Source organism: Jatrophihabitans sp., assembly GCF_036000465.1.
Taxonomy (GTDB): Bacteria; Actinomycetota; Actinomycetes; order Mycobacteriales; family Jatrophihabitantaceae; genus Jatrophihabitans.
The window spans coordinates 18,131-39,693 of the sequence record NZ_DASYFV010000020.1 but is presented as its reverse complement, the minus strand read 5'-3'; the positions used below and the strand labels follow the sequence as shown (position 1 = coordinate 39,693).

Genomic DNA, 21,563 nt, shown 5'->3' with positions numbered 1-21,563 from the left:
TCTGCGGGACGGGTGTTCCGCAGAGGTCTAGCGACTCGACTTCGGGTCGAGTGCGTCCCGAAGGCCATCACCGAGCATGTTGAAGGCCAGCACGATCAGCACCAGCACGATGCCCGGGACGAAGAAGAACGTCGGGTCCGGATCGAAGTAGGACACCGAGTCGTTCAGGATGTTGCCGAGGCTCGGCGTCGGGGCCTGCAGCCCGACCCCGAGGAACGACAGCGCGGCCTCGGCCGAGATGAACAGCGGCAGGGTCAGCGAGACGTACACCAGCAGCGGCGCCCAGAGGTTCGGCAGCAGCTCGCGGAACCAGATACGCCGGCGGGTGGCACCGAGGCTGCGCGCCGCCTCGACGAACTCGCGGTTGCGCAGCGTCAGCACCTGGCCGCGCACGATGCGGGCGAGGTAGGGCCAGCCGAAGAAACCGAGGACGACGATCAGGTAGACCGCGCTCGTGGCGGTGCCGGCCGGCACGCCCATCGAGGTGATGCGGTCCTTCAGCACCGGCGAGAGCGCCAGCAGCATGAGCAGCTGCGGGAAGGCGAGGATCAGGTCCATCCAGCGGCTGATCCAGAAGTCGGTCGCGCCGCCGGCGTAGCCGGAGATGATGCCGAAGACCATGCCGAACACGACGCTGATGATCGTGGCGGCGGTCGAGATCATGAGCGAGAACGTGACCCCGAGGAACACGCGGGACAGGACGTCACGGCCGATGCCGGGCTCGACACCCAGCATGTGGTGCCAGCCGATCCCGCCGAACGGGCCGTTGGGCAGGGTGCCGAGCCCCCCGACCAGGTCGTAGTGCGGCGTGTACGGGTCGAGGATGCCCATGTTCTCGAGGATGGGCGAGGCGATCGCCATCAGGATCGAGATGACGATGACCGCGAACGCCACCATGGACACCTTGTCGTGCCGCAGGCGGGCCATGGCCAGCTGTGTCGGCGACCGTCCGGCGATCGCGCCCTTCTTCGGCTCGTCGACCTCGTTGACAGAGGCGACGTCGGCTTCGAGGTCGCTGAGCGGCACGGACATACGAGCCTGTCTCCTTTGTTCAGTGGGATCTCCACCGGCAGTCAAGCAGGTTGGCCCAGGACCGGTTATGCCGGTTCTGGATGCGTGCGCCGGTTTCGAACCTGCGCCTCGACACCATAGACAGCCTGATCCGCCCGTCCGGGTGGCGCGTCCCTTTGTTGTCGAACCGTGACTCAGCGGCGATCAGGCAGAAACCTGTAATCGCGGCGCGTGTCCGAGACGACCGATGCGTCCACATCGGCGAGCAGGACGGACGGCTCGTCGCTGTCCGTGGTTGAGGTTCGGCCGAGCGGATCGATCACGACGGTGTCGCCCGCATAGTCCAACCCGCCACCGGACCCGACCCGGTTCACGCCGATCACGTACGCCTGGTTCTCGACCGCCCGCGCCCGCAGCAGGATCGACCAGTGCTCGCGCCGCGCGGCCGGCCAGTTGGCCGGTACGACGTAGACGTCGGTGTCGAGCGCGCACGCCCAGAACTCGTCGGCGAAACGCAGGTCGTAGCAGACGAAGACGGTGACCCGCAGGCCCTCGACGTCGAGGGTCAGGAACCGGTCGCCGGCGGCGTAGACCTCGTGCTCGCCGGCGTAGCTGAACGGGTGGATCTTCGCGTAGCGGCGCACCGATCCGTCCGGCCCGGCGACGATCGCGTTGTTGCGGAACAGGCCGTCCTCTCCACGTTGCGCGATCGACGCGATCAGCCACGCTCCGTGTTCGGCGGCCTGGTCGAGGAGGAGCCGCTCCGAGGGGCCGCCCTCGTCCTCGGCGATGCGGTCGGGACGCATCGAGAAGCCCGTCGCGAACATCTCGCTGAGCACGATCAGCCGGGCTCCGGCCGCGGCGGCCTCCCGGATCATGGGCGTCACAAGCGCACGGGTGGCCCCGGCGTCCTCCCAGACGATGTCGTGCTGGATCGCCGCGACCCTCACGACCCGCTCCCGTAGCCGGCGCCGGCGAGGCGCGCGAGGGCCTGCTCGAGCAGCGCGGGACGCTTGCAGAATGCGAACCGTACGTAACCGTCGCCGGCCGAGCTGTCGTAGAACACGCTGCTCGGTATGGCCACCACGCGGGCCCGGCGCGGCAGCTCGCGGCAGAAGCCGACCGCGTCGGACCCGACGTCGACCGTCGCGAAGTAGGTGGCCTGCGGGCGCACGACGTCGAACCCGAGCCGGGTCAACCCGTCGCACAGCAGGTCCCGCTGGTGCTGCAGCGCGGCGGCCGGCGCGACCTTCTCCGCGGTCGCGAGCGCGGCCGCCACCGCCGGCTGGAACGGGGCGCCGTTGACGTAGGTCAGGAACTGCTTGACGGTGCGCACGGCGGCGAGCAGCGGCGCGGGCGCGCCGGCCCAGCCGATCTTCCAGCCCGTCACGCTGAACGTCTTGCCCGCACTGCTGATGGTGACGGTCCGTTCGCGCATGCCGGGCAGGGTGGCGATCGGAACGTGCGCCCGGCCGTCGAAGATCAGGTGCTCGTAGACCTCGTCGGACACGACGATCAGGTCGTTGCGGATCGCGATCTCGGCGATCAGCGCGAGTTCGGCGGGTCCGAACACCGTGCCGGTGGGGTTGTGCGGCGAGTTGAGCACCAGCACCTTGGTGCGCGTCGTGACGGCGCGTTCGAGCGCGGCCGGGTCGAAGCCCCACGAGTCGCCCGTGCGCTCGAGCGTGACCGTGCGCCGGGTCGCGCCGCCCAACGCGACGCACGCGGCGTAGGAGTCGTAGTAGGGCTCGAAGAGCACGACCTCGTCGCCCGGGCCGGCGAACGCGATCACGGACGCCGCGATGGCCTCGGTGGCGCCCGCGGTGACCAGCACCTCGGAGTCGGGGTCGTAACCCAGCCCGTACAGCCGCTGCTGGTGCTCGGCCACGGCCTGACGCAGCGCCGGGACGCCGATGCCGGGCGGGTACTGGTTGTGCCCGCCGCGGATCGCGTCGACCGCGCCCTCGAGCAGCTCGGCCGGCCCGTCCGTGTCGGGGAAGCCCTGGCCCAGGTTGATGCTGTCGGTGGCGACGGCGAGCGCCGACATCTCGGCGAACACCGTCGTCCCGAATCCACGCATGCGCTCGACCAGCCGCTCGGGGTGCGTCACGCACCCGAGCCTAACCGGGCGGGATCACCGGTTCTTGTTGCGCGAGCGCAGCTTCTCCCGGTCCTGGGCGGCCAGCGCCACCTTGCGCAGCCGCACCGTCGCCGGCGTGACCTCGACGCACTCGTCGTCGCGGCAGAACTCCAGCGCCTGCTCCAGGGACAGCACCCGGTGCGGGATCAGCGGCACCAGCACGTCGCCGGAGGACTGGCGCATGTTGGTGAGCTTCTTCTCCTTGGTCGGGTTGACGTCCATGTCGTCCGAGCGGGAGTTCTCGCCGACGATCATGCCCTCGTAGACGTCGGTGCCGGGGCCGACGAACATGACGCCGCGCTCCTGCAGGTTGGCCAGCGCGAACCCGGTCGTGGCGCCCTTGCGGTCGGCGACGAGGGAGCCGCTCGGACGGGTGCGGATGTCGCCCGCCCACGGCTCGTAGCCCTCGTGGATGTGGTGCAGCAGGCCGGTGCCGCGGGTCTCGGTCAGGAACTCGGTGCGGAAACCGATCAGGCCGCGCGCGGGGACGAGGTACTCCATCCGGATCCAGCCCGTGCCGTGGTCGACCATCTGCTCCAGGCGGCCCTTGCGCAGCGCGAGCAGCTGGATGACGACGCCCTGGTACTCGGACGGGATGTCGATGGTCATGCGCTCCATCGGCTCGAACAGCTTGCCGTCGACCATGCGGGTGACGACCTGCGGCTTGCCGACGGTGATCTCGAAACCCTCGCGACGCATGATCTCGACGAGGATGGCGAGCTGCAGCTCGCCGCGACCCTGCACCTCCCAGGTGTCGGGACGCTCGGTCGGCAGCACCCGGATGGACACGTTGCCGATGAGTTCGGCGTCGAGCCGGTTGATGACCTGTCGGGCGGTCAGCTTCTTGCCGGACTGGCCGGCGAGCGGTGACGTGTTGATGCCGATGGTCATCGAGATGGACGGCTCGTCGATGGTGATCACCGGGAGCGGACGCGGGTCGTCCGGGTCGGCGAGGGTCTCACCGATGGTGATGTCCGGGATGCCGGCGATCGCGATGATGTCGCCGGGGCCGGCCGACTCGGCCGGGAACCGGTCGAGCGCCTTCGTGAGCAGCAGCTCGGTGATCTTGACCCGCTCGATCGTGCCGTCGGCGCGGCACCAGGCGGCCTGCTGACCCTTGCGGATCGTGCCGTTGTGCACGCGGCACAGGGCCAGGCGGCCGAGGTAGGGCGAGGCGTCGAGGTTGGTGACGTGGGCCTGCAACGGCGCGCCGTCGACGAAGGTCGGCGCCGGGATCGACTCGAGGATGGTCTCGAACAGCGGCTGCAGATCCTGCTCCTCGGGCATGCCGCCGTCCTCGGGCCGCTTCAGCGACGCGCGGCCGGCCTTGGCCGAGGCGTACACGATCGGGAACTCGATCTGGTGCTCGTCGGCGTCGAGGTCGAGGAAGAGCTCGTAGGTCTCGTCGACGACCTCGGCGATGCGGGAGTCCGGCCGGTCGACCTTGTTGATGACCAGCACGACCGGCATGCCGGCCTGCAGCGCCTTGCGCAGCACGAAGCGGGTTTGCGGCAGCGGGCCCTCCGACGCGTCGACGAGCAGGATCACGCCGTCGACCATGGACAGGCCGCGCTCGACCTCGCCACCGAAGTCGGCGTGGCCGGGGGTGTCGATGATGTTGATGGTGAGGCGCTCACCGCTCGGCATCACGTGATCGACGGCCGTGTTCTTGGCCAGGATCGTGATGCCCTTCTCGCGCTCCAGGTCGTTGGAGTCCATGACGCGCTCGTTCACGTCACCGGTGTCGGCCTGGTGGGCGGTGAAGGCGCCGGACTGCCAGAGCATCGCGTCGACGAGCGTGGTCTTGCCGTGGTCCACGTGGGCGACGATCGCCACGTTGCGCAGATCGTTGCGCTGTCCCATGGGGTGGTCCTTTCGAGTACGGCCGGAGTCGGGCTTAGCTGGGGCGGCGGGTGCGGCGCGGGCGGCCGTCTCCCCGCTGGGCACTGAACGCGGCGGCGCCACCGGTGCTGCCGCTGCGGGTCGCTCCGCCGGAGCGACCGGGTCCGCCGCGGCGGCCGCCGGAACGGGGCGGGTGCGGGGCGCTGCCGTCGGCGCGCGGACGCACCGGCTTCGCGGGGCGCGCCTCGACGAGGGCCACCCCGCTCGGGGTGCGGGCGCCGGTCACCCGGGCGACATCGGCATCGCCGACGGTGGCGGTGCGCTCCTCGGGCCGCACACCGGCGGCACCGAGCATCTTGCGGACGTCACGCTCGTCGGCCGGCGTGCTGAGCACCACGACGACGCCGCTCTCCCCCGCCCGCGCGGTGCGTCCGGAGCGGTGCAGGTAGTCCTTCGGGTCGGCCGGCGGGTCGACGTGCAGGACCAGCGACACGTCGTCGACGTGGATGCCGCGGGCGGCGACGTCGGTGGCGATGAGCACCGGCACCGAGCCGTCCCGGAACGCCTCGAGGGCGCGGTTGCGCTGTGACTGGCTGCGGCCGCCGTGCAGGACGCCGGCCCGCACGCCGATGCGGCCCAGGTTCTTGGCGACGCGGTCGGCGCCGTGCTTCGTCCGCACGAACCCGATCGTGCGGCCCTCGCGGGCGACGATCTCGGCCAGGACGTCGAACTTCGACTCGTGCGAGACCCGGAAGACGTGGTGGGTCATGGTGTCGACCGAGGCCTCGGCCGTGCTGAGCGCGTGCACCGACGGGTCGGTCAGGTACTCCTCGATCAGGGTCGCGACGTCACCGTCGAGCGTGGCCGAGAAGAGCAGTCGCTGACCGTCGCTCGGGGTCTGGTTCAGCAGGCGGCGCACGACCGGCAGGAAGCCCAGGTCGGCCATGTGGTCGGCCTCGTCCAGCACGGTCGTCTCGACCGAGTCGAGGTAGCAGGCGCGCCGGTCGATGAGGTCCTCCAGCCGGCCCGGCGTGGCGACGAGGATGTCGACGCCCCGCTCGAGCGACTGGATCTGCTTGTTGATGGCGAGACCGCCGGCGACCAGGCGCACCGAGACGCCGCAGGCCGAGGCGAGCGGCGCGAGCGCGTCGGTGACCTGCATCGCCAGCTCGCGGGTCGGCACGAGCACCAGCCCGCGCGGGCGGCGCGGCGCCGACGGCGGGCCGGAGAGGCGGCCGATCAGCGGCAGGCCGAAGGCGAGGGTCTTGCCCGAACCGGTGGCGGCCCGGCCGAGCAGGTCGCGCCCGGCGAGGACGTCCGGGATCGTCGCTGCCTGGATCGGGAACGGCGAGGGGATGCCGTGGCGGGCCAGCGCCTTGACGATGGTGGCCGGCAGGCCGAGCTCGGCGAAGCCGGGCAGGTTCTCGGTCGGGACGATGCTGACCGGCAGGCGGTCCCACAGAGTGCGGGAGGCGGCCGGACGGCGCGGGGCCGAGCCGGCGGAGGAGGAACGGGTGGACGGGCGGCGGCGCGCGCCCGAACGGGGCGCGGCAGAGCCGCGCGAGGTTGAGCTGGGCAAAATTATCCTTCGGGACAGTGGCACGTCCCGGCAATCCGCGTTCGATGACGCGGTTCTGGCACGAGCCCGACGCTGTGAGCGCGTCGATGATGAAGCTGCAGACGCGGGCAATCGGTGCCCGCCAACTGTCCTCTACTGTACCGGCGCGACGGCGCGGCGCTGACCACGTCGCCGAACCACCCCCAGCGGCCGCATTTCGGGCCGGACGGCACCGGCCGAACGGCACTCCACAGCGGCCCGGTGCGTAGGCCATGATGACCCGATGCCCCCCCGACCAGAGCTGCCCCTCGCCTATCGCATCGTCATGGGTGTCGGCGCGCCGATCATGCATCGGTGGTCCCGGATGAAGGTGACCGGGATGGAGTGCCTGCCCGCCACCGGACCGGTGATCATCGTGGCCGATCACGACAGCTACTGGGACCCCATCGCCATCGGCGTCGCGGCCCGCCGGGTGCGCCCGATCCGGGCCCTCGCGAAGTCGACGCTGTGGAAGACGAAGATCGTGGCGGCGTTCATGGACCGGATGGGCCACATCCCGGTGATCCGCGGGACGAGCAACACCGACGCCATGGCGGTGGCGGTCGAGGAGCTCGCCAAGGGCGCCTGCATCGGCATGTTCCCCGAGGGCACCCGCTCGCTCGGCCGCGAACTGCGCGCCCGCAGCGGCGTCGGCTGGCTGGCCAAGGCCGTGCCCGACGCGACCGTGGTGTGCGTGCGCACGAACGGCACGACCGATGTCGTCCGCGTGCCGAAGCGGCCGTCGGTGACGCTGGAGTTCTACCTACCGCGGGGCGGTCAGCTCCAGCCGGACGAGTCGCCGCTCGCGTTCTCCCGCCGGCTGCTCGCCGAGCTGCGCGAGGAGGCCCCGCCCGAGATCGCCGGCCGGGCGAAGAAGGCGGCCAAGTACCGGTCCGAGATCGACGCCGAGCAGAAGTCGACCACCTGACCGGCGTCAGACCTTCGCCGCTCCGCGCACGTTCACCGCGGGAATGACCTTCTCGCCGTACGAGGCCAGCGTCGCGTCCTTCGCGTCGTGCTGGAGGTAGAGCGCGAACTGGTCGACGCCGAGCTCGCGCAACTCCTGCAGGCGCGCCACCTGCGCGGCCGGTGGCCCGATCAGGCAGAACCGGTCGATGACCTCGTCCGGGACGAAGTCGGTGTGCTCGTTGCCGGCCTTGCCGTGCGAGTTGTAGTCGTAGCCCTGCCGCCCGGCGATGTAGTCACTCAGCGCCTTCGGGATCGCCGAACCATCGGTGCCGTAGCGGCCGACGATGTCGGCGACGTGATTGCCGACCATCCCGCCGAACCAGCGGCACTGGTCGCGCCCGTGGGCCAGCCCCGCCTCGGTGCCGTCGGTGACGTAGGCCGGCGCCGCGACGCAGATCGTCACCGACGCCGGGTCACGACCGGCTGCCTCGGCCGCGGTGCGCACCGCCTTGACCGACCACTCGGTGATCGCCGGGTCGGCGAGTTGCAGGATGAAGCCGTCGCCGATCTCGCCGGTGAGCGCGAGCGCCTTCGGGCCGTAGGCAGCGATCCAGATCGGCAGCTGCGAGCCGTGGCTCCACGGGAAGCGCAGCAGGTTGCCGCGGTAGTCGGCCTGCCCGCCGTTGGCCAGTGGCCGGATCACCTCGATGCTGGCCCGCAGGTCGGCGAGGGTCACCGGCTTGCCGTTGATGACACGCACCGCCGAGTCGCCGCGGCCGATGCCGCAGATCGTCCGGTTGCCGAACATGTCGTTCAGCGTCGCAAACAGCGACGCGGTGACCGTCCAGTCGCGGGTGGCCGGGTTGGTGACCATCGGCCCGACGATCACGCGTCGCGTCTGGGCCAGGATCTGGCTGTAGATGACGAACGGCTCCTGCCACAGCAGGTGCGAGTCGAACGTCCAGACGTGACTGAAGCCGTAGATCTCGGCCTGGCGGGCGAGCTCGACGACCCGGGCGGCGGGTGGGTCGGTCTGCAGGACGAGCCCGAAGTCCATCGTCAGACGAGGTTCTGCGAGAGCGAGCGCTTCACGAACTGCCCGTGCGACTTCGAGCCGACGTAGCCGGTCTCGTCCTTGATGACGGTGCCGCGCGAGAGGACGACGTCGACGTGGCCGTCGATCTCCCACCCCTCCCAGGCCGAGTAGTCCATGTTCATGTGGTGGCTGCGGCCCTCGCCGATACCGATCGAGGTGTGGCCGTTCGGGTCGTAGATCACGATGTCGGCGTCGGCGCCGGGAGCGATGACGCCCTTGCGGCCGTAGAGGCCGAACATGCGCGCCGGCGTCGTGCAGCAGACGTCGACCCACTTCTCCAGTGAGATCCGCTGGTCGACGACGCCCTGGTACAGCAGGTCCATGCGGTGCTCGACCGAGCCGATGCCGTTGGGGATCTTGGAGAAGTCGCCGATGCCCATCTCCTTCTGGTCCTTCATGCAGAAGGGGCAGTGGTCGGTCGAGACGCTCGTGACGTCGCCGGTGCGGATGTAGCGCCAGAGCTCGTCCTGGTGCCCCTCCGCGCGCGAGCGCAGCGGGGTCGAGCAGACCCACTTCGCACCCTCGAAGCCCGGGGCGCCGAGGTTGTCCTCGAGCGAGAGGTAGAGGTACTGCGGGCAGGTCTCGCCGAAGACGTTCTGGCCGGCGTTGCGGGCCTCGGCGATGCGGGCGAGGGCCTGCTTGGCCGACACGTGGACGACGTAGAGCGGCGCGCCGGTGAGGTCGGCGAGCATCACCGCACGGTGCGTCGCCTCCTGCTCGGTCTGCCACGGCCGCGAGGTGCCGTGGAAGTACGGCGCGGTGTCGCCGCGCTCGAGCGCCTGCTTGACCAGCACGTCGATGGCCGAACCGTTCTCGGCGTGCATCATGATCAGCCCACCGTTGCCGGCCGCCGTCTGCATCGCCTGCACGATCTGCCCGTCGCTCGACAGGAAGACCCCGGGGTAGGCCATGAACAGCTTGAAGCTTGTGATGCCCTCGCCGATCAGCTCGTCCATCGCCTTGAGCGACTCGGCGTTCACCTCGCCGATGATCTGGTGGAACGCGAAGTCGATCGCACAGTTGCCGCCGGCCTTCTCGTGCCACAGCGCGACCTGGTCCTGAACCCGCTGGCCGTGCGCCTGCACCACGAAGTCGACGATCGTGGTCGTGCCGCCCCACGCCGCCGCGCGGGTGCCGGTCTCGAACGTGTCGCTGGCCTGGGTGCCGCCGAACGGCATCTCCATGTGCGTGTGCCCGTCGACGCCGCCGGGGATCACGTACCTGCCGGTCGCGTCGATCGTGGTGTCCGGCTGCAGGTCGGGCAGCGCGCCGGGCGCCAGCACCGCCGCGATCGTGTCGCCGTCGATCAGGACGTCTTGCAACGACGAACCGGTCGAGCTGACGACGGTGCCGCCCTTGATCAGCGTGCTCACGGTGCGGTGACCTTCGCGTAGGACTCCGGTCGGCGATCGCGGTAGAACTGCCAGTCGTTGCGCACGGTGGTGATCAGGTCGAGGTCGAGGTCGCGGGTGAGCGTCTCCTCCTGGTCCTCGGACGCGATATCACCGACGAAGTTGCCCCGCGGGTCGACGAAGTAGCTCGAGCCGTAGAAGTGCGGCGCGTCCGGGCCGAACTCGCCGACCTCCTGACCGATGCGGTTGTTGGCCGCGATGTAGTACTGGTTCGCCGCGGCCGCCGCCGGCTGCTCGAGCTGCCACAGCCGGTTCGACAGCCCGGGCTTCGTCGCCGACGGGTTGAACACGATCTGCGCGTTGTTCAGACCGAGCTCGCGCCAGCCCTCGGGGAAGTGCCGGTCGTAGCAGATGTAGACACCGACTCGGCCGACCGCGGTGTCGAAGACCGGGTACCCCTGGTTGCCCGGGCGGAAGTAGAACTTCTCCCAGAACTGCGGCAGGTTCGGGATGTGGTGCTTGCGGTAGGTGCCGAGCAGGGTGCCGTCGGCATCGATCACCGCAGCGGTGTTGTAGTACTCGCCGGCGTTCGCGACCTCGTAGATCGGCAGCACGACGACGAGGTTCAGCTCCTTCGCCAGCGCCTGGAACCGCTCGGTGGTCGGGCCGGGGATCGGCTCGACGTAGTCGTAGTACTTCTGCTCCTGCACCGCGCCGAAGTACGGACCGTAGAAGAGTTCCTGGAACCCGATGATCTGCACGCCGTCGGCCGCCGCGTCGCGGGCCAGCGCCTCGTGCTTGGCGATCATCGACTCCTTGTCGCCGGTCCACTCGACCTGCGTGATGGCGGCACGTACGACGGTCATCGCAACTCCTTCGCTCGGCGGCGGCGCCCCCTCGGGGGAAACATCAACCGTAGTGCGGATTCGCGTGTGCGGAAGGGGGTTGCGGCAAGCTGGTTCCGCGCTCCTCGCGTGCGCCAGACTGGGCCGGCGACCGTGACGGCGGAGGGAGGTGAGCGCGGTGGCTTCGGGTGCGGCCCTGACCGATCTGCTGCGCGGCATCGACCTGACCGGCGTGCTGGCCAACGCCGTCCTGGGCGGCGCGGTGGCCCGGGCCGAGCGCTTCGACCCGGTCGGCTTCGGCGTGCTCGCCATCCTGTCCGGCCTCGGCGGCGGGCTGATCCGCGACACCCTGCTGCAGCGCGGCACACCGGTGGCGCTGACCGACTACGCCTACATCCTCACCGCGCTGGCCGGCGCGACGATCGCGTTCTTCCTGCCCATCGGCGGACGGCTGTGGGACCGCGTCTTCCCCTACGTCGACGCCCTGGCGCTCGGCACCTGGGCCGCGGCCGGCGCGCAGAAGACGCTCGGCGTCGGCCTCGGCTGGCTGCCGGCCGTGCTGCTCGGCACGATCACCGCCGTCGGTGGCGGCGCGGTGCGCGACGTCGTGCTCGGCCGCATCCCCGGCATCTTCGGCGGCACCACGCTCTACGCGACGTCGGCCGTGCTCGCGAGCGCCGTGCTGGTCGCCTTCTACGACTCCGGCCACGAGCCGCTCGGCCTCGTCGTCTCGACGGTCGTCGGCGCCGCGCTGACCGTGATCGCGCGGCGACGCAACTGGCAGCTGCCCGAGGCCTACACGGTGCGCCCGCCGCAACGGCCGCTGACGCGGCGGCGCCCCCGGTCACGGCCCCCGCGGGAATGAGCCCCCTCAGTCCAGGCAGAACTCGTTGCCCTCGGGGTCGCGCAGCGAGATGAAACCGGCCTCCGTGCCGTCGGGGTCGGGCTCGACCCGGTAGGCGTGGACGGCGCCGAGCGCGACGAGCCGGTCGGCCTCGGCCTCGAGGGCGGCCATCCGCTCGGCGCCCTCGAGCCCCGGTGCGACCCGGATGTCGAGGTGCAGCCGGTTCTTGGCCGTCTTCCCCTCGGGTACCCGCTGGAAGAACAGGCGCGGGTGCGGGCCGTCGAGCGGGACCAGCGCCGAGCGCGAGTTCCACTGCTCGCGCGGCACGCCGAACGATTCGAGCGCGGCGTCCCACGAGTCGAAGCCCGGCGGCGGAGGTTGCACCTGGTAACCGAGCGCCTCGGCCCAGAACGCGGCCAGCGCGGCCGGGTCGGCACAGTCGAAGGTGATCTGCACGGCTCTCGTCGGAGCGAAGCGGAGGTCGGTCATCGGCCAACCCTGGCACCCGGCACCGACAACCGGAATCCGTTCGACACCTCGGCGCCCACCTGATCGGCTGGAGCCATGCTGCACGAGGACGAACTCGCGATCGACGACGCGCTGGTCCGCGCACTCGTCGACGACACGCTGCCCGACCTCGCCGGGCGGCCGCTCGCGCGGCTGGCGGTGTCCGGCTCCAGCAACGCGCTGTTCCGGCTCGGCGACGACCTGCTGGTGCGCCTGCCGCGCCAACCCGGCGGGTCGGAGACGATCGCGAAGGAGTCGCGCTGGCTGCCCTTCCTGGCGCCGGCCCTGCCCGTCGCCGTGCCCGAGATCGTCGCCGTCGGGCCGCCCGGCCACGGCTACCCGGAGCACTGGTCGGTGGTGCGCTGGATCGACGGCAACCTGCCCCCGGTGCCGCCCGCGCCCGGCAGCACCGACGCGCTGGCCCGCGACCTGGCCGCCTTCGTCGCCGTCCTGCGCGACCGGCCGGTGCCGCCGGGGGCGCTCGCCGACCCGTCCCTGCGCTGGTACCGCGGCGAGCCGTTGCCCGCGCTCGACGGGGCAACCCGGCAGGCGATCGCCGACTGCGCCGCGCGGCCCGGCCTCGCCCTCGACCTGGACGCCTGCCGGCGGATCTGGGACGACGCGATGTCCGAGCCGGCCGCGGTACCCGAACCGCGCTGGCTGCACGCCGACCTGCTCGCCGAGAACATCCTGGTGCGCGACGGCCGGCTCCGGGCCGTCCTCGACTTCGGCGCGCTCACCGTCGGCGACCCGACCGTCGACCTCGTCGTCGCCTGGGAACTGCTCGACGAGTCGGGCCGCGACATCTTCCGGGCCCACCTCGCCGTCGACGACGCGCAGTGGCGCCGCGGCCGCGCCTGGGCCCTGGCCATCGCGCTCATGACGTTCGGCTACTACTGGCACACGATGCCGGCGCGGTGCGCGGACCGACTGGTCATGGCCCGCGCCGTGCTGGCCGACGCCCGCGTCGGCTGATCGCGACGGGGCGGTGCGCACGTCGCTGTACGACCGGACGTTTGCCTCTTGCTGCGCCTCCGACCCGCGCCGGATCGTGGCGTCATGCCGGCCGTCACGCACCGCGAGCTGGTGGTGTCGGGCGTGAGCAAGGCCTACGGCCGGACCCCGATCCTCGACAACGTCGACCTGACCGTCGACGCCGGCGAGATCGTCGCCCTGACCGGCGAGAACGGCGCCGGCAAGAGCACCCTGCTGCGCATCTGCGCCGGGTTGCTGCGCGCGGATCGTGGCCGGGTGCTCGTCGGCAACCGGATCGGGTACTGCCCGCAGGAGCCGGCCCTGTTCGAACTCCTCACCTGCGACGAGCACCTGATGATGTTCGGCCGCGGCGTCGGGCTGTCGCGGAGCGAGGCGCTCGACCGCGGTCACGCGCTGCTCGCGGAGTTCGACTTCCCGATCGACCGGCAGGTGGTGACGGCCGACATGTCGGGCGGGACGCGGCAGAAGCTGAACCTGGCCCTGGCGATGCTGAACGATCCGGGGCTGCTGCTGCTCGACGAGCCGTACCAGGGCTTCGACCGCGGCACCTACGCCAACTTCTGGGACCACTGCCAACGCTGGCGGGAGCAGGGCCGCGCGATCGTCGTCGTCACCCACATGCTCGCCGAACTGACCCGGGTCGATCGCGTGGTCGAGCTGCCGGCGCATCCCTCGCACCGCGGGCGGCACTGATGACCGGCGTCGGCCGGATCGTGATCATGGCCGAGATGCACGGCCGCGACCTCGTGCGCCGCCACATCGCCCTCGGCCTGCTGGTGGCGCTGCCGCTGAGCTTCTACCTGGCGTCGGCGGGCAAGGGGCGCCAGTCGCTGCCGGCCGGCGGGGTCGGCATGGCCTTCGCCGTCGGCGGGGCGGCGCTGTTCTCGGCCCTGTCATCGCTCGCCGTCGACCAACGACTCGTGCTCGCCGGGTACCGGCCGATCGAGCTGCTGCTCGGCCGCCTGATGTTCCTCGGCCCGCTCGGGATCGTCATCGCCGGCCTGTTCACCGCCCTGATGACGGCGCTGTCCGACCCGGCCAGTCCCGCGGCCCTGCTGCTCGGCCTCGTCGTCGTGGCGGTGCAGGCCGTCCCGTTCGGCCTCGCCGTCGCCGCCCTGGTGCCGCGCGAGCTCGAGGGCACCCTGCTGCTCATCGGCGTCGTCGGGGTGCAGCTCGCCGTCGGACCGGAGGCGGTCGTGGCGAAGCTGCTGCCGTTCTACGGACCGCGCCGGATCATCGACATCGGGGTCAGCGGGCACGGCTCCGTCTGGGGTCCCCTCGGGCAGACCGCGCTGTACGCGATCGGCCTGTTCGTGATCGCCCGGGTGTTCGTGGGGGCGCGGCTGTCCGTCCGGCGCCACGGTCCGACGGACGGCGATTGAACCGCCGCGAATTGGGTAGAGGGAGGGGACCGACCGAATGGGGTGGACGCCACGAGCAGCGACCCGACCGACACCGCGAACTCCTCCGACCGGAGCGGGGCCGATGCCGTCGGCGCCGCGGCCCCGATGGACACGATGCTCGCCGAGGCGGGCACGACGCTCGGCCGCTGGCTGCCCGGTCGCGCCGGGCTGCGCTTCGCCGCGGCCCTCGCCCGGACGCCGGCCCCGGCCGCCCGCCTCGCCGGTGACACCGTGGCCGAGCTGGCCCGCATCGCGGTCGGCCGCTCCGAGATCACCTGGGACCGGCGGGACAAACGCTTCGCCGACGAGGCGTGGACGGGCAACCCGGTGCTGCACCGGATCGCCCAGGCCTACCTCGCCGCCGGGGGTGCGGCCGAGCGCCTGGTCGAGGAACTGCCGCTCGACTGGCGCACCGAGCAGCGCATCAGGTTCCTGACCGAGAACGTGGTCGAGGCCCTGGCGCCGACCAACACCGCCCTGCTCAACCCGGCGGCGTGGAAGGCGGCGATCGACAGCGGCGGCACCACTCTGACCCGCGGGGCGGCGGCCATGGTGCGCGACCTCGCCAAGGCGCCGCGGGTGCCGCGGATGGTCGAGCCCGACGCCTTCGCCGTCGGCCGCGACCTCGCGATGACCCCGGGTTCGGTGGTCTTCCGCAACCCGCTGATCGAGCTGATCGAGTACGCGCCGCAGACCGAGCAGGTGCGCGAGGTCCCCCTGCTCATCGTCCCGCCGACGATCAACAAGTTCTACGTCGTCGACCTCTCCCCCGGACGCAGTCTCGTCGAGCACCTGGTGCAGGCCGGCCAGCACGTGTTCATGGTGTCGTGGCGCAACCCGAGATCCGAGGGCGCCGAGTGGGGCGCCGACGCGTACGCCGAGGCGATCGTCGAGGCGCTCGACGCGGTCGAGAAGATCAGCGGCTCGCCCAAGACGGCGCTGCTCGCGCTCTGCTCGGGCGGCATGCTCACCTCGATGCTCGTGGCCCACCTCGCGGCGACGGGCCAGCAGCACCGCATCGCCGCGCTGTCGCTGCTGGTCACCGTCCTCGACCAGCACCACGCCGGCACGCCGGGCGCGCTGTCGGACCGGCGCGCGTCGGAGGCGTCGACCGCCCGCTCCGAACGCAAGGGCTACCTGGACGGCGCCGCGCTGGCCGAGGTGTTCGCGTGGCTGCGCCCGCGCGACCTCGTCTGGAACTACTGGGTCAACAACTACCTGTTGGGCAAGCCGCCGCCGGCCTTCGACATCCTGTCGTGGAACGCCGACACCACCCGCATGCCGGCCAAGCTGCACCACGACTTCATCGCGCTCGCGCAGGACAACCTGCTGACCAAGCCGGGGGCGGCCACGCTGTGCGGGTCGCCCGTCGACCTGTCGCAGATCGACGTCGACTCCTACGTCGTCGCCGGGGTCGCCGACCACCTCTGCCCCTGGCAGAACTGCTACCAGACCACCCGGCTGCTCGGCGGCACGACGCGATTCGTGCTGTCGACGAGCGGGCACATCGCCGCGATCGTCAACCCGCCCGGCAACGAGAAGGCCTCCTTCCACGCCGGCGAGTTCGCGCCCGACGATGCCGAGAAGTGGCTCGAGAACGCCGAGAAGCAGAAGGGCAGTTGGTGGACCGACTACACCGACTGGCTCGCCGCGCGCACCGGCGCTCGGCGCGACGCGCCCGCCGAACCCGGCTTGAATGGGTTCGAGCCGCTCGCCGACGCGCCCGGCACCTACGTCCTCGAACGCTGACCGCCCGACCATCGACGCCGCCCCGGCGGCTCAGGAGGAATTGATGCCCAACCTCGCGCAGAATCTCGTCCGCACGGCCGAGAAGCACGGCGCCCGGTGCGCGCTGCGTCTGGACGACGCGGAGCTGACCTACGCCGAACTGCTCGACTCGGCCCAGCGGATGGCGACGCTGCTGCGTTCGAAGGGCGTCGAGGTCGGCGATCGCGTCGGCCTGCAGATGGCCAACGTGCCTGCCTACCCGGTCGCGTTCTACGGGGCACTGATCGCCGGGGCCACCGTCGTGCCGATGAACCCGCTGCTCAAGGGGCGCGAAGTCGAGTTCTACGTGTCCGACTCGGGCGCGAAGGTGATCGTCGCCGGCGAGCAGATGGCCGATGCCGCGAAGGAGGCGGCTCAGTCCACCGGCATCGAATGCATCATCAGCGGCGCGCTCGGCCCGGACGGGTTGCCCGACGAGAGGACCGAGCTGGTCGATCGCGACGACTCCGACACCGCCGTCGTCCTCTACACCTCGGGCACCACCGGCAAGCCGAAGGGCGCCGAGCTCACCCACGCGAACATGATCACGAACGCGGCGACGACGGCCGAGACCCTCCTCGACATCGGCCCCGACGACGTGATCATGGGCTGCCTCCCGCTGTTCCACGTGTTCGGGCTGACCTGCGGGCTCAACGCGTCGGTGCTGATCGGCTCCTGCCTGACCCTCATTCCCCGCTTCGACGGTGGCAAGGCGCTCGAGGTCATCGGCCGGGACAAGGTGACGGTCTTCGAGGGCGTCCCGACGATGTACGCCGGCATGCTGCACCACGACTCGAAGGACACCGCCGACCTGTCGTCGCTGCGGGCCTGCATCTCCGGAGGTTCGGCGATGCCGGTCGAGATCATGAAGGCCTTCGAGGAGGAGTTCGGCTGCATCATCCTCGAGGGCTACGGGCTCTCCGAGACCGCTCCCGTCGCCTGTTTCAACCACCCCGACGCCGAGCGCAAGCCGGGCACCATCGGCACGCCGGTGCGGGGCATGGAACTGCGTCTGGTGAACGACGACGGCAATGACGTCGAGGACGGCGAGGTCGGGGAGATCGCGATCCGCGGCGAGGGCGTCATGAAGGGCTACTGGCAGCGCGAGGACGCGACGAAGGAGGCCATCCCCGACGGCTGGTTCCGCTCGGGCGATCTCGCCACCCGCGACGAGGACGGCTACTACACGATCGTCGACCGCAAGAAGGAGATGATCATCCGTGGCGGCTACAACGTCTACCCGCGCGAGATCGAGGAGGCGCTGTACGAGCACCCGGCCGTCGCCGAGGCCGCCGTCATCGGCATGAAGCACCCCGAGCTCGGCGAGGAGGTCGGCGCCGCCGTCGCGCTGAAGTCGGGCAAGAGCGTCGACCCCGACGAGCTGAGGGAGCACGTCAAGGAACGCGTCGCGGCCTACAAGTACCCGCGCAAGGTCTGGATCGTCGACGAGCTGCCGAAGGGCCCGACCGGCAAGATCCTGCGCCGTGAGGTCGAGGCGCCGTCCGAGTGAGCGACGCGGCGCTCCTGGACCACGAGCGGGTCGTCTACGTCGGACGCCGCTCGGTCCGGGTGCGCGTGCGTCCGGGTACCGGCGACGGTCCGCCGCTGGTGCTGGCCAACGGTATCGGCGTGCCGCTCGAGGTGCTCGACCCGTTCGTCGCGGCGCTCGATCCGTCGATCGAGGTCGTGCGGTTCGACGTGCCCGGGGTGGGTGGCTCGCCGACGCCGGCCGTGCCGCACCCCTACCAGCTCGTCGCCCAACTGCTGGGCCGGGTGCTCGACGAGCTCGGCCACGATCGCGTCGACGTGCTCGGCATCTCGTGGGGCGGTGGGCTGGTCCAGCAGTTCGCGTTCCAGAACCCGCGCCGCTGCCGCCGGCTCGTGCTCGTCGCGACCGCGACCGGATCGCTGATGGTGCCGGGACGTCCGGCCGTGCTGCGACACATGCTGACGCCGCGTCGTCACCGCGACCCCGTCTACGCGCGACGGGTGGCCGGCGACATCTACGGCGGCGCGCTGCGCCTCGACGCCACCGGGTCGCCGCTGCAGGCGCGGGCGCAGGGCGGCAGCAGCCGCGGCTACCTGTACCAGCTGCTCGGCACCGCGGGCTGGACGAGCCTGCCCTGGCTGCCGTTCATCCGGCAGCGCACGCTGATACTGGCCGGCGACGACGACCCGATCGTGCCGGTCGTGAACGCCCGCATCATGGGCTGCCTGCTGCCGAACGCCCGCGTCGAGATCTACCCCGACGGCCATCTCGGCCTGCTCACCCGCGCTCCCGAGCTCGCCGCGTCGGTGGCCACGTTCCTCGCCGAGGCGTGACGGCCCGCCCCACCCGAGTAGTTCCGCGTCAGCGGCGGGCGCGGCTCAGCAGCAACGAGTAGGCCGGGAGGTACGCGTCAGTCGGCCTCGGCCAGCACCCGGTGCTGGGTCGACGGCAGCAGGTCGGCGCTCCACTTGTCCTCGATGTGGCCGAAGCGCCAGACCGCGAGGGCGATGACCCAGGAGAGCACGAACAACCCGACGATGCCGTAGCCGGCGTAGTCGAGCGGGATGGCTCCGATGGCGGCGATCGGGCCCGAGGTGATGTTCGCCCGGTCGGCCAACACACCGACGAGCTCGATGGTGCCGATGATGAGCGCGACCGCGACCGACACCGCGGTGATGGTGATGTTGTAGAAGACCTTGCGCACCGGCTTCATGAACGCCCAGCCGTAGGCCGCGTTCATGAACACGCCGTCGACGGTGTCGAGCAGGCACATGCCGGCGGCGAAGAGCACCGGCAGCACGAGGATCGCGTAGAACGGCAGGTTGAACGCCGCGGCGCCGCCGGCCAGCACCAGCAGCCCCACCTCGGTGGCGGTGTCGAAGCCGAGGCCGAACAGCACGCCGATCGGGTAGATGTGCCAGGCCTTGCGGACCGACTTGGTGAGGCCGCCGAGGAAGCGGTTCATGAAGCCGCGCTTGTTGAGGTGCTCCTCGAGCTCGGCCTCGTCGAACTCGCCCTGGCGCATGCGGCGGAACACCTTGATGATGCCGACCAGCACGGCGAGGTTCAGGATGCCGAGGATCCAGAGGAAGACGCCGGACACCGAGGCGCCGATGATGCCGGTGGCCGAGTGCAGCGTCGAGCCGCTGTTCTCGAGCGGGTCGGCCAGGGCCTTGATGCCGAGGGCCAGCAGGAAGGTCAGCAGGAAGACGATCGTCGAGTGGCCGAGGGAGAACCAGAAGCCGACCGACAGCGGTTTGCGGGTGTTCCCCGTTCGTTGGTTGTCGGCGAGCAGCTTGCGGGTGGTGTTGTCGACGGCGGCGATGTGGTCGGCGTCGAACGCGTGCCGCATGCCGAAGGTGTACGCGAGCACGCCGACGCCGACGTTGAAGACGGGGTGCTCGCCGCCCAGCTTCAGGTTGGCCGGCACGACCAGCAGGAACAGCGTGCCGAGGCCGATCACGTGGAGCAGGACGATGAAGGCGCCCATCCCGACCAGGGAGCGGCGGTCGTGCGGCGAGAGGGTGGCCCGGAAACGCGCGATGTGGCCGGGCGGATTGCTCACCCGAACGACGCTAGGGGGCGCGCCCGCTTATTGCAACTGACTGGCAATAACCGGGCCGATCGAGCAGGACGGGCCTGCCCGATCGGCCGGTTGGCGGCACGTCAGACGTTGACGCCGAAGTCCTGCGCGATGCTCACGAGGCCGGACGAGTAGCCCTGCCCGACCGCGCGGAACTTCCACTCCGCCCCGTTGCGGTAGAGCTCGCCGAACAGCATCGCGGTCTCGGTCGAGGCGTCCTCGGTGAGGTCGTAGCGGGCAATCTCGGTGCCGCCGGACTGGTCGACGATCCGGATGAACGCGTTGCGCACCTGGCCGAAGCCCTGCCCGCGCGACTGGCCCTCGTAGATGCTCACCGGGAAGACGATCTTCTGCACCTCGGCCGGCATCTTCGTCAGGTTCACCTTGATCGACTCGTCGTCGCCGTCGCCCTCGCCGGTCAGGTTGTCCCCGGTGTGCTGGACGGCGCCGTCGGGCGACGCGGTGTTGTTGAAGAAGATGAAGTGCTGGTCCGAGAGCACCTTGCCCGTGCTGTCGAGCATGATCGCCGAGGCGTCGAGGTCGAAGTCGGTGCCGGTGGTGGTGCGGGCGTCCCAGCCGAGGCCGACGAGCACGTCGGTCATGCCGGGGGCCTCCTTGGTGAGCGAGACGTTGCCGCCCTTGGCGAGGCTGACACTCATGATGCTTCCTTTCGTCGGTGGTGCGTCACTGGTTGGTTGCGCCGGCGACGGCCGGCTGTGGGGTGGCGCCCTCCTCGGCCGGCGGCAACGGGCGCCGCAGGCTGAGGACGATCGAGGCGGTCAGCACGGTGACGATGACGCCGAGGCTGACGAGCGACGGGATCTCCGGGACGGAGGTGCTGATCACCTTGTGCGAGGCCTGCAGGATCAGCTTCACGCCGATGAAGCCGAGGATGATCGCGAGGCCCTTGGACAGCAGGTGGAACCTCTCGAGCAGGCCCGAGAGCAGGAAGTACAGCGCCCGCAGGCCGAGGATCGCGAAGGCGTTGCTCGTATAGACGATGAACGCGTCGTCGCTGACCGCGAGCACGGCCGGCACGCTGTCGACGGCGAACACCAGGTCGGCGGCCTCGATGGCCACGACCACCGCGAGCAGAGGCGTGGCGATGCGCTTGCCCGCCTCCTTGACGACCAACTTCGTGCCGGCGTACTCGTCACGGACGGGCACGATCCTGCGCATGACCCGCAGCGCGAGGCTGGTGCTCGGGTCATAGCTCTCGTCCTCGTCCTTGGTCAGCTTGTAGGCGCTGTAGAGCAGGACAGCGGCGAAGGCGAACAGGATCGCGGTGAACCGACTGACGATCGCGACACCGGCGGCGAGGAAGATGCCGCGGAAGACGAGCGCGCCGATGACGCCGAAGAACAGCACGCGGTGCTGGTACTCGCGCGGCACCTTGAAGTAGCCGAAGATCAGCGCGAAGACGAACAGGTTGTCGACCGACAGGCTCTTCTCGAGCAGCCAGGCGGTGGTGAAGTCGACACCTGCGGTACCGCCGAGCGTCAGCGCGACGACCCCGGCGAAGATCAGCGAGACGCCGACCCAGACCGCGCTCCAGCGCGCGGCCTCCTTGAAGCCGATCACGTGCGCGCCGCGATGGGCGAGCAGATCGACGGCCAGCATCACGACGACCACGGCCGCGAAGGCGATCCAGGCCCAGAGCGGGACGTTCACGGCGGCTCCTC

The 21,563-nt window shown here is 70.8% G+C and carries 20 protein-coding genes; 8 read left to right on the top strand and 12 right to left on the bottom strand.

The window, feature by feature from the left end; all coding sequences use genetic code 11:
- Positions 1–27: 27 nt before the first annotated feature.
- The 5 genes from VGN18_RS08165 to VGN18_RS08145 all read right to left on the bottom strand — a co-directional run bounded on the left by VGN18_RS08165 (position 28) and on the right by VGN18_RS08145 (position 6,572).
- Positions 28–1,032 (bottom strand): ABC transporter permease, encoded by a 1,005-nt coding sequence (locus tag VGN18_RS08165; RefSeq protein WP_327539176.1) that lies wholly within the window; start codon positions 1,030–1,032, stop codon positions 28–30.
- Between the two features lie 173 nt (positions 1,033–1,205).
- Positions 1,206–1,961, bottom strand: a complete 756-nt coding sequence (locus VGN18_RS08160) for a nitrilase-related carbon-nitrogen hydrolase (RefSeq protein ID WP_327539175.1) — start codon at positions 1,959–1,961, stop codon at positions 1,206–1,208.
- Complete coding sequence (locus VGN18_RS08155) at positions 1,958–3,121, bottom strand: pyridoxal phosphate-dependent aminotransferase (RefSeq protein WP_327539174.1); 1,164 nt, start codon at positions 3,119–3,121, stop codon at positions 1,958–1,960. The genes VGN18_RS08160 and VGN18_RS08155 overlap by 4 nt, the downstream gene beginning before the upstream one ends.
- 24 nt (positions 3,122–3,145) lie before the next feature.
- Positions 3,146–5,014 (bottom strand): translational GTPase TypA, encoded by a 1,869-nt coding sequence (typA, locus tag VGN18_RS08150; RefSeq protein ID WP_327539173.1) that lies wholly within the window; start codon positions 5,012–5,014, stop codon positions 3,146–3,148.
- Between the two features lie 34 nt (positions 5,015–5,048).
- Complete coding sequence (locus tag VGN18_RS08145; protein ID WP_327539172.1) at positions 5,049–6,572, bottom strand: DEAD/DEAH box helicase; 1,524 nt, start codon at positions 6,570–6,572, stop codon at positions 5,049–5,051.
- A gap of 262 nt (positions 6,573–6,834) precedes the next feature.
- On the opposite strand from VGN18_RS08145, the gene VGN18_RS08140 reads away from it, so the two are divergent.
- Positions 6,835–7,518 carry a lysophospholipid acyltransferase family protein gene (locus VGN18_RS08140; protein WP_327539171.1) on the top strand — a complete coding sequence of 228 codons (684 nt, stop codon included), beginning with the start codon at positions 6,835–6,837 and terminating at the stop codon, positions 7,516–7,518.
- A 6-nt stretch (positions 7,519–7,524) separates the two neighbouring features.
- On the opposite strand, the gene VGN18_RS08135 is transcribed toward VGN18_RS08140, so the two are convergent.
- From VGN18_RS08135 to VGN18_RS08125, 3 genes are read right to left on the bottom strand one after another with little or no spacing between them, the layout of a single operon-like run.
- Positions 7,525–8,556: a TIGR03842 family LLM class F420-dependent oxidoreductase gene (locus tag VGN18_RS08135; RefSeq protein ID WP_327539170.1), complete on the bottom strand. Its 1,032-nt coding sequence runs from the start codon at positions 8,554–8,556 to the stop codon at positions 7,525–7,527.
- Positions 8,557–8,558: 2 nt separating this feature from the next.
- Positions 8,559–9,968, bottom strand: coding sequence for a dihydropyrimidinase (hydA, locus tag VGN18_RS08130; protein WP_327539169.1), 1,410 nt, complete (start codon positions 9,966–9,968; stop codon positions 8,559–8,561).
- Positions 9,965–10,813: a nitrilase-related carbon-nitrogen hydrolase gene (locus VGN18_RS08125; RefSeq protein WP_327539168.1), complete on the bottom strand. Its 849-nt coding sequence runs from the start codon at positions 10,811–10,813 to the stop codon at positions 9,965–9,967. The genes hydA and VGN18_RS08125 overlap by 4 nt, the downstream gene beginning before the upstream one ends.
- Positions 10,814–10,970: 157 nt before the next feature.
- Between VGN18_RS08125 and VGN18_RS08120 the strand changes: the two genes are divergently transcribed.
- Positions 10,971–11,657, top strand: a complete 687-nt coding sequence (locus VGN18_RS08120) for a trimeric intracellular cation channel family protein (RefSeq protein WP_327539167.1) — start codon at positions 10,971–10,973, stop codon at positions 11,655–11,657.
- A 6-nt stretch (positions 11,658–11,663) separates the two neighbouring features.
- Here VGN18_RS08120 and VGN18_RS08115 read toward each other — a convergent pair whose 3' ends face one another.
- Entirely contained in the window at positions 11,664–12,125 is a 462-nt protein-coding gene (locus VGN18_RS08115) for a VOC family protein (protein ID WP_327539166.1), read from the bottom strand.
- Between the two features lie 75 nt (positions 12,126–12,200).
- Here VGN18_RS08115 and VGN18_RS08110 point away from each other — a divergent pair, with 75 nt between their 5' ends.
- The 6 genes from VGN18_RS08110 (at position 12,201) to phaZ (ending at position 18,631) form a co-directional block, all read left to right on the top strand.
- A complete protein-coding gene (locus tag VGN18_RS08110) occupies positions 12,201–13,118 on the top strand; it encodes an aminoglycoside phosphotransferase family protein (RefSeq protein ID WP_327539165.1) in 918 nt (305 codons plus the stop codon).
- A gap of 84 nt (positions 13,119–13,202) precedes the next feature.
- A complete protein-coding gene (locus VGN18_RS08105; RefSeq protein ID WP_327539164.1) occupies positions 13,203–13,832 on the top strand; it encodes an ABC transporter ATP-binding protein in 630 nt (209 codons plus the stop codon).
- Positions 13,832–14,521: a hypothetical protein gene (locus VGN18_RS08100; protein WP_327539163.1), complete on the top strand. Its 690-nt coding sequence runs from the start codon at positions 13,832–13,834 to the stop codon at positions 14,519–14,521. The genes VGN18_RS08105 and VGN18_RS08100 overlap by 1 nt, the downstream gene beginning before the upstream one ends.
- A 42-nt stretch (positions 14,522–14,563) precedes the next feature.
- Positions 14,564–16,291: a PHA/PHB synthase family protein gene (locus VGN18_RS08095; protein ID WP_327539162.1), complete on the top strand. Its 1,728-nt coding sequence runs from the start codon at positions 14,564–14,566 to the stop codon at positions 16,289–16,291.
- 43 nt (positions 16,292–16,334) lie between these two features.
- Positions 16,335–17,819: a long-chain fatty acid--CoA ligase gene (locus tag VGN18_RS08090; protein ID WP_327539161.1), complete on the top strand. Its 1,485-nt coding sequence runs from the start codon at positions 16,335–16,337 to the stop codon at positions 17,817–17,819.
- Positions 17,816–18,631 (top strand): poly(3-hydroxyalkanoate) depolymerase, encoded by an 816-nt coding sequence (gene phaZ / locus VGN18_RS08085; protein ID WP_327539160.1) that lies wholly within the window; start codon positions 17,816–17,818, stop codon positions 18,629–18,631. Before VGN18_RS08090 ends, phaZ begins: the two co-directional genes overlap by 4 nt.
- A 77-nt stretch (positions 18,632–18,708) precedes the next feature.
- Here phaZ and VGN18_RS08080 read toward each other — a convergent pair whose 3' ends face one another.
- The 3 genes from VGN18_RS08080 to VGN18_RS08070 form a co-directional block, all read right to left on the bottom strand.
- Positions 18,709–19,863: a HoxN/HupN/NixA family nickel/cobalt transporter gene (locus VGN18_RS08080; RefSeq protein ID WP_327539159.1), complete on the bottom strand. Its 1,155-nt coding sequence runs from the start codon at positions 19,861–19,863 to the stop codon at positions 18,709–18,711.
- Between the two features lie 101 nt (positions 19,864–19,964).
- Complete coding sequence (locus VGN18_RS08075) at positions 19,965–20,540, bottom strand: TerD family protein (protein WP_327539158.1); 576 nt, start codon at positions 20,538–20,540, stop codon at positions 19,965–19,967.
- Positions 20,541–20,565: 25 nt separating this feature from the next.
- Positions 20,566–21,552, bottom strand: coding sequence for a TerC family protein (locus VGN18_RS08070; protein ID WP_327539157.1), 987 nt, complete (start codon positions 21,550–21,552; stop codon positions 20,566–20,568).
- Positions 21,553–21,563 lie beyond the last annotated feature (11 nt).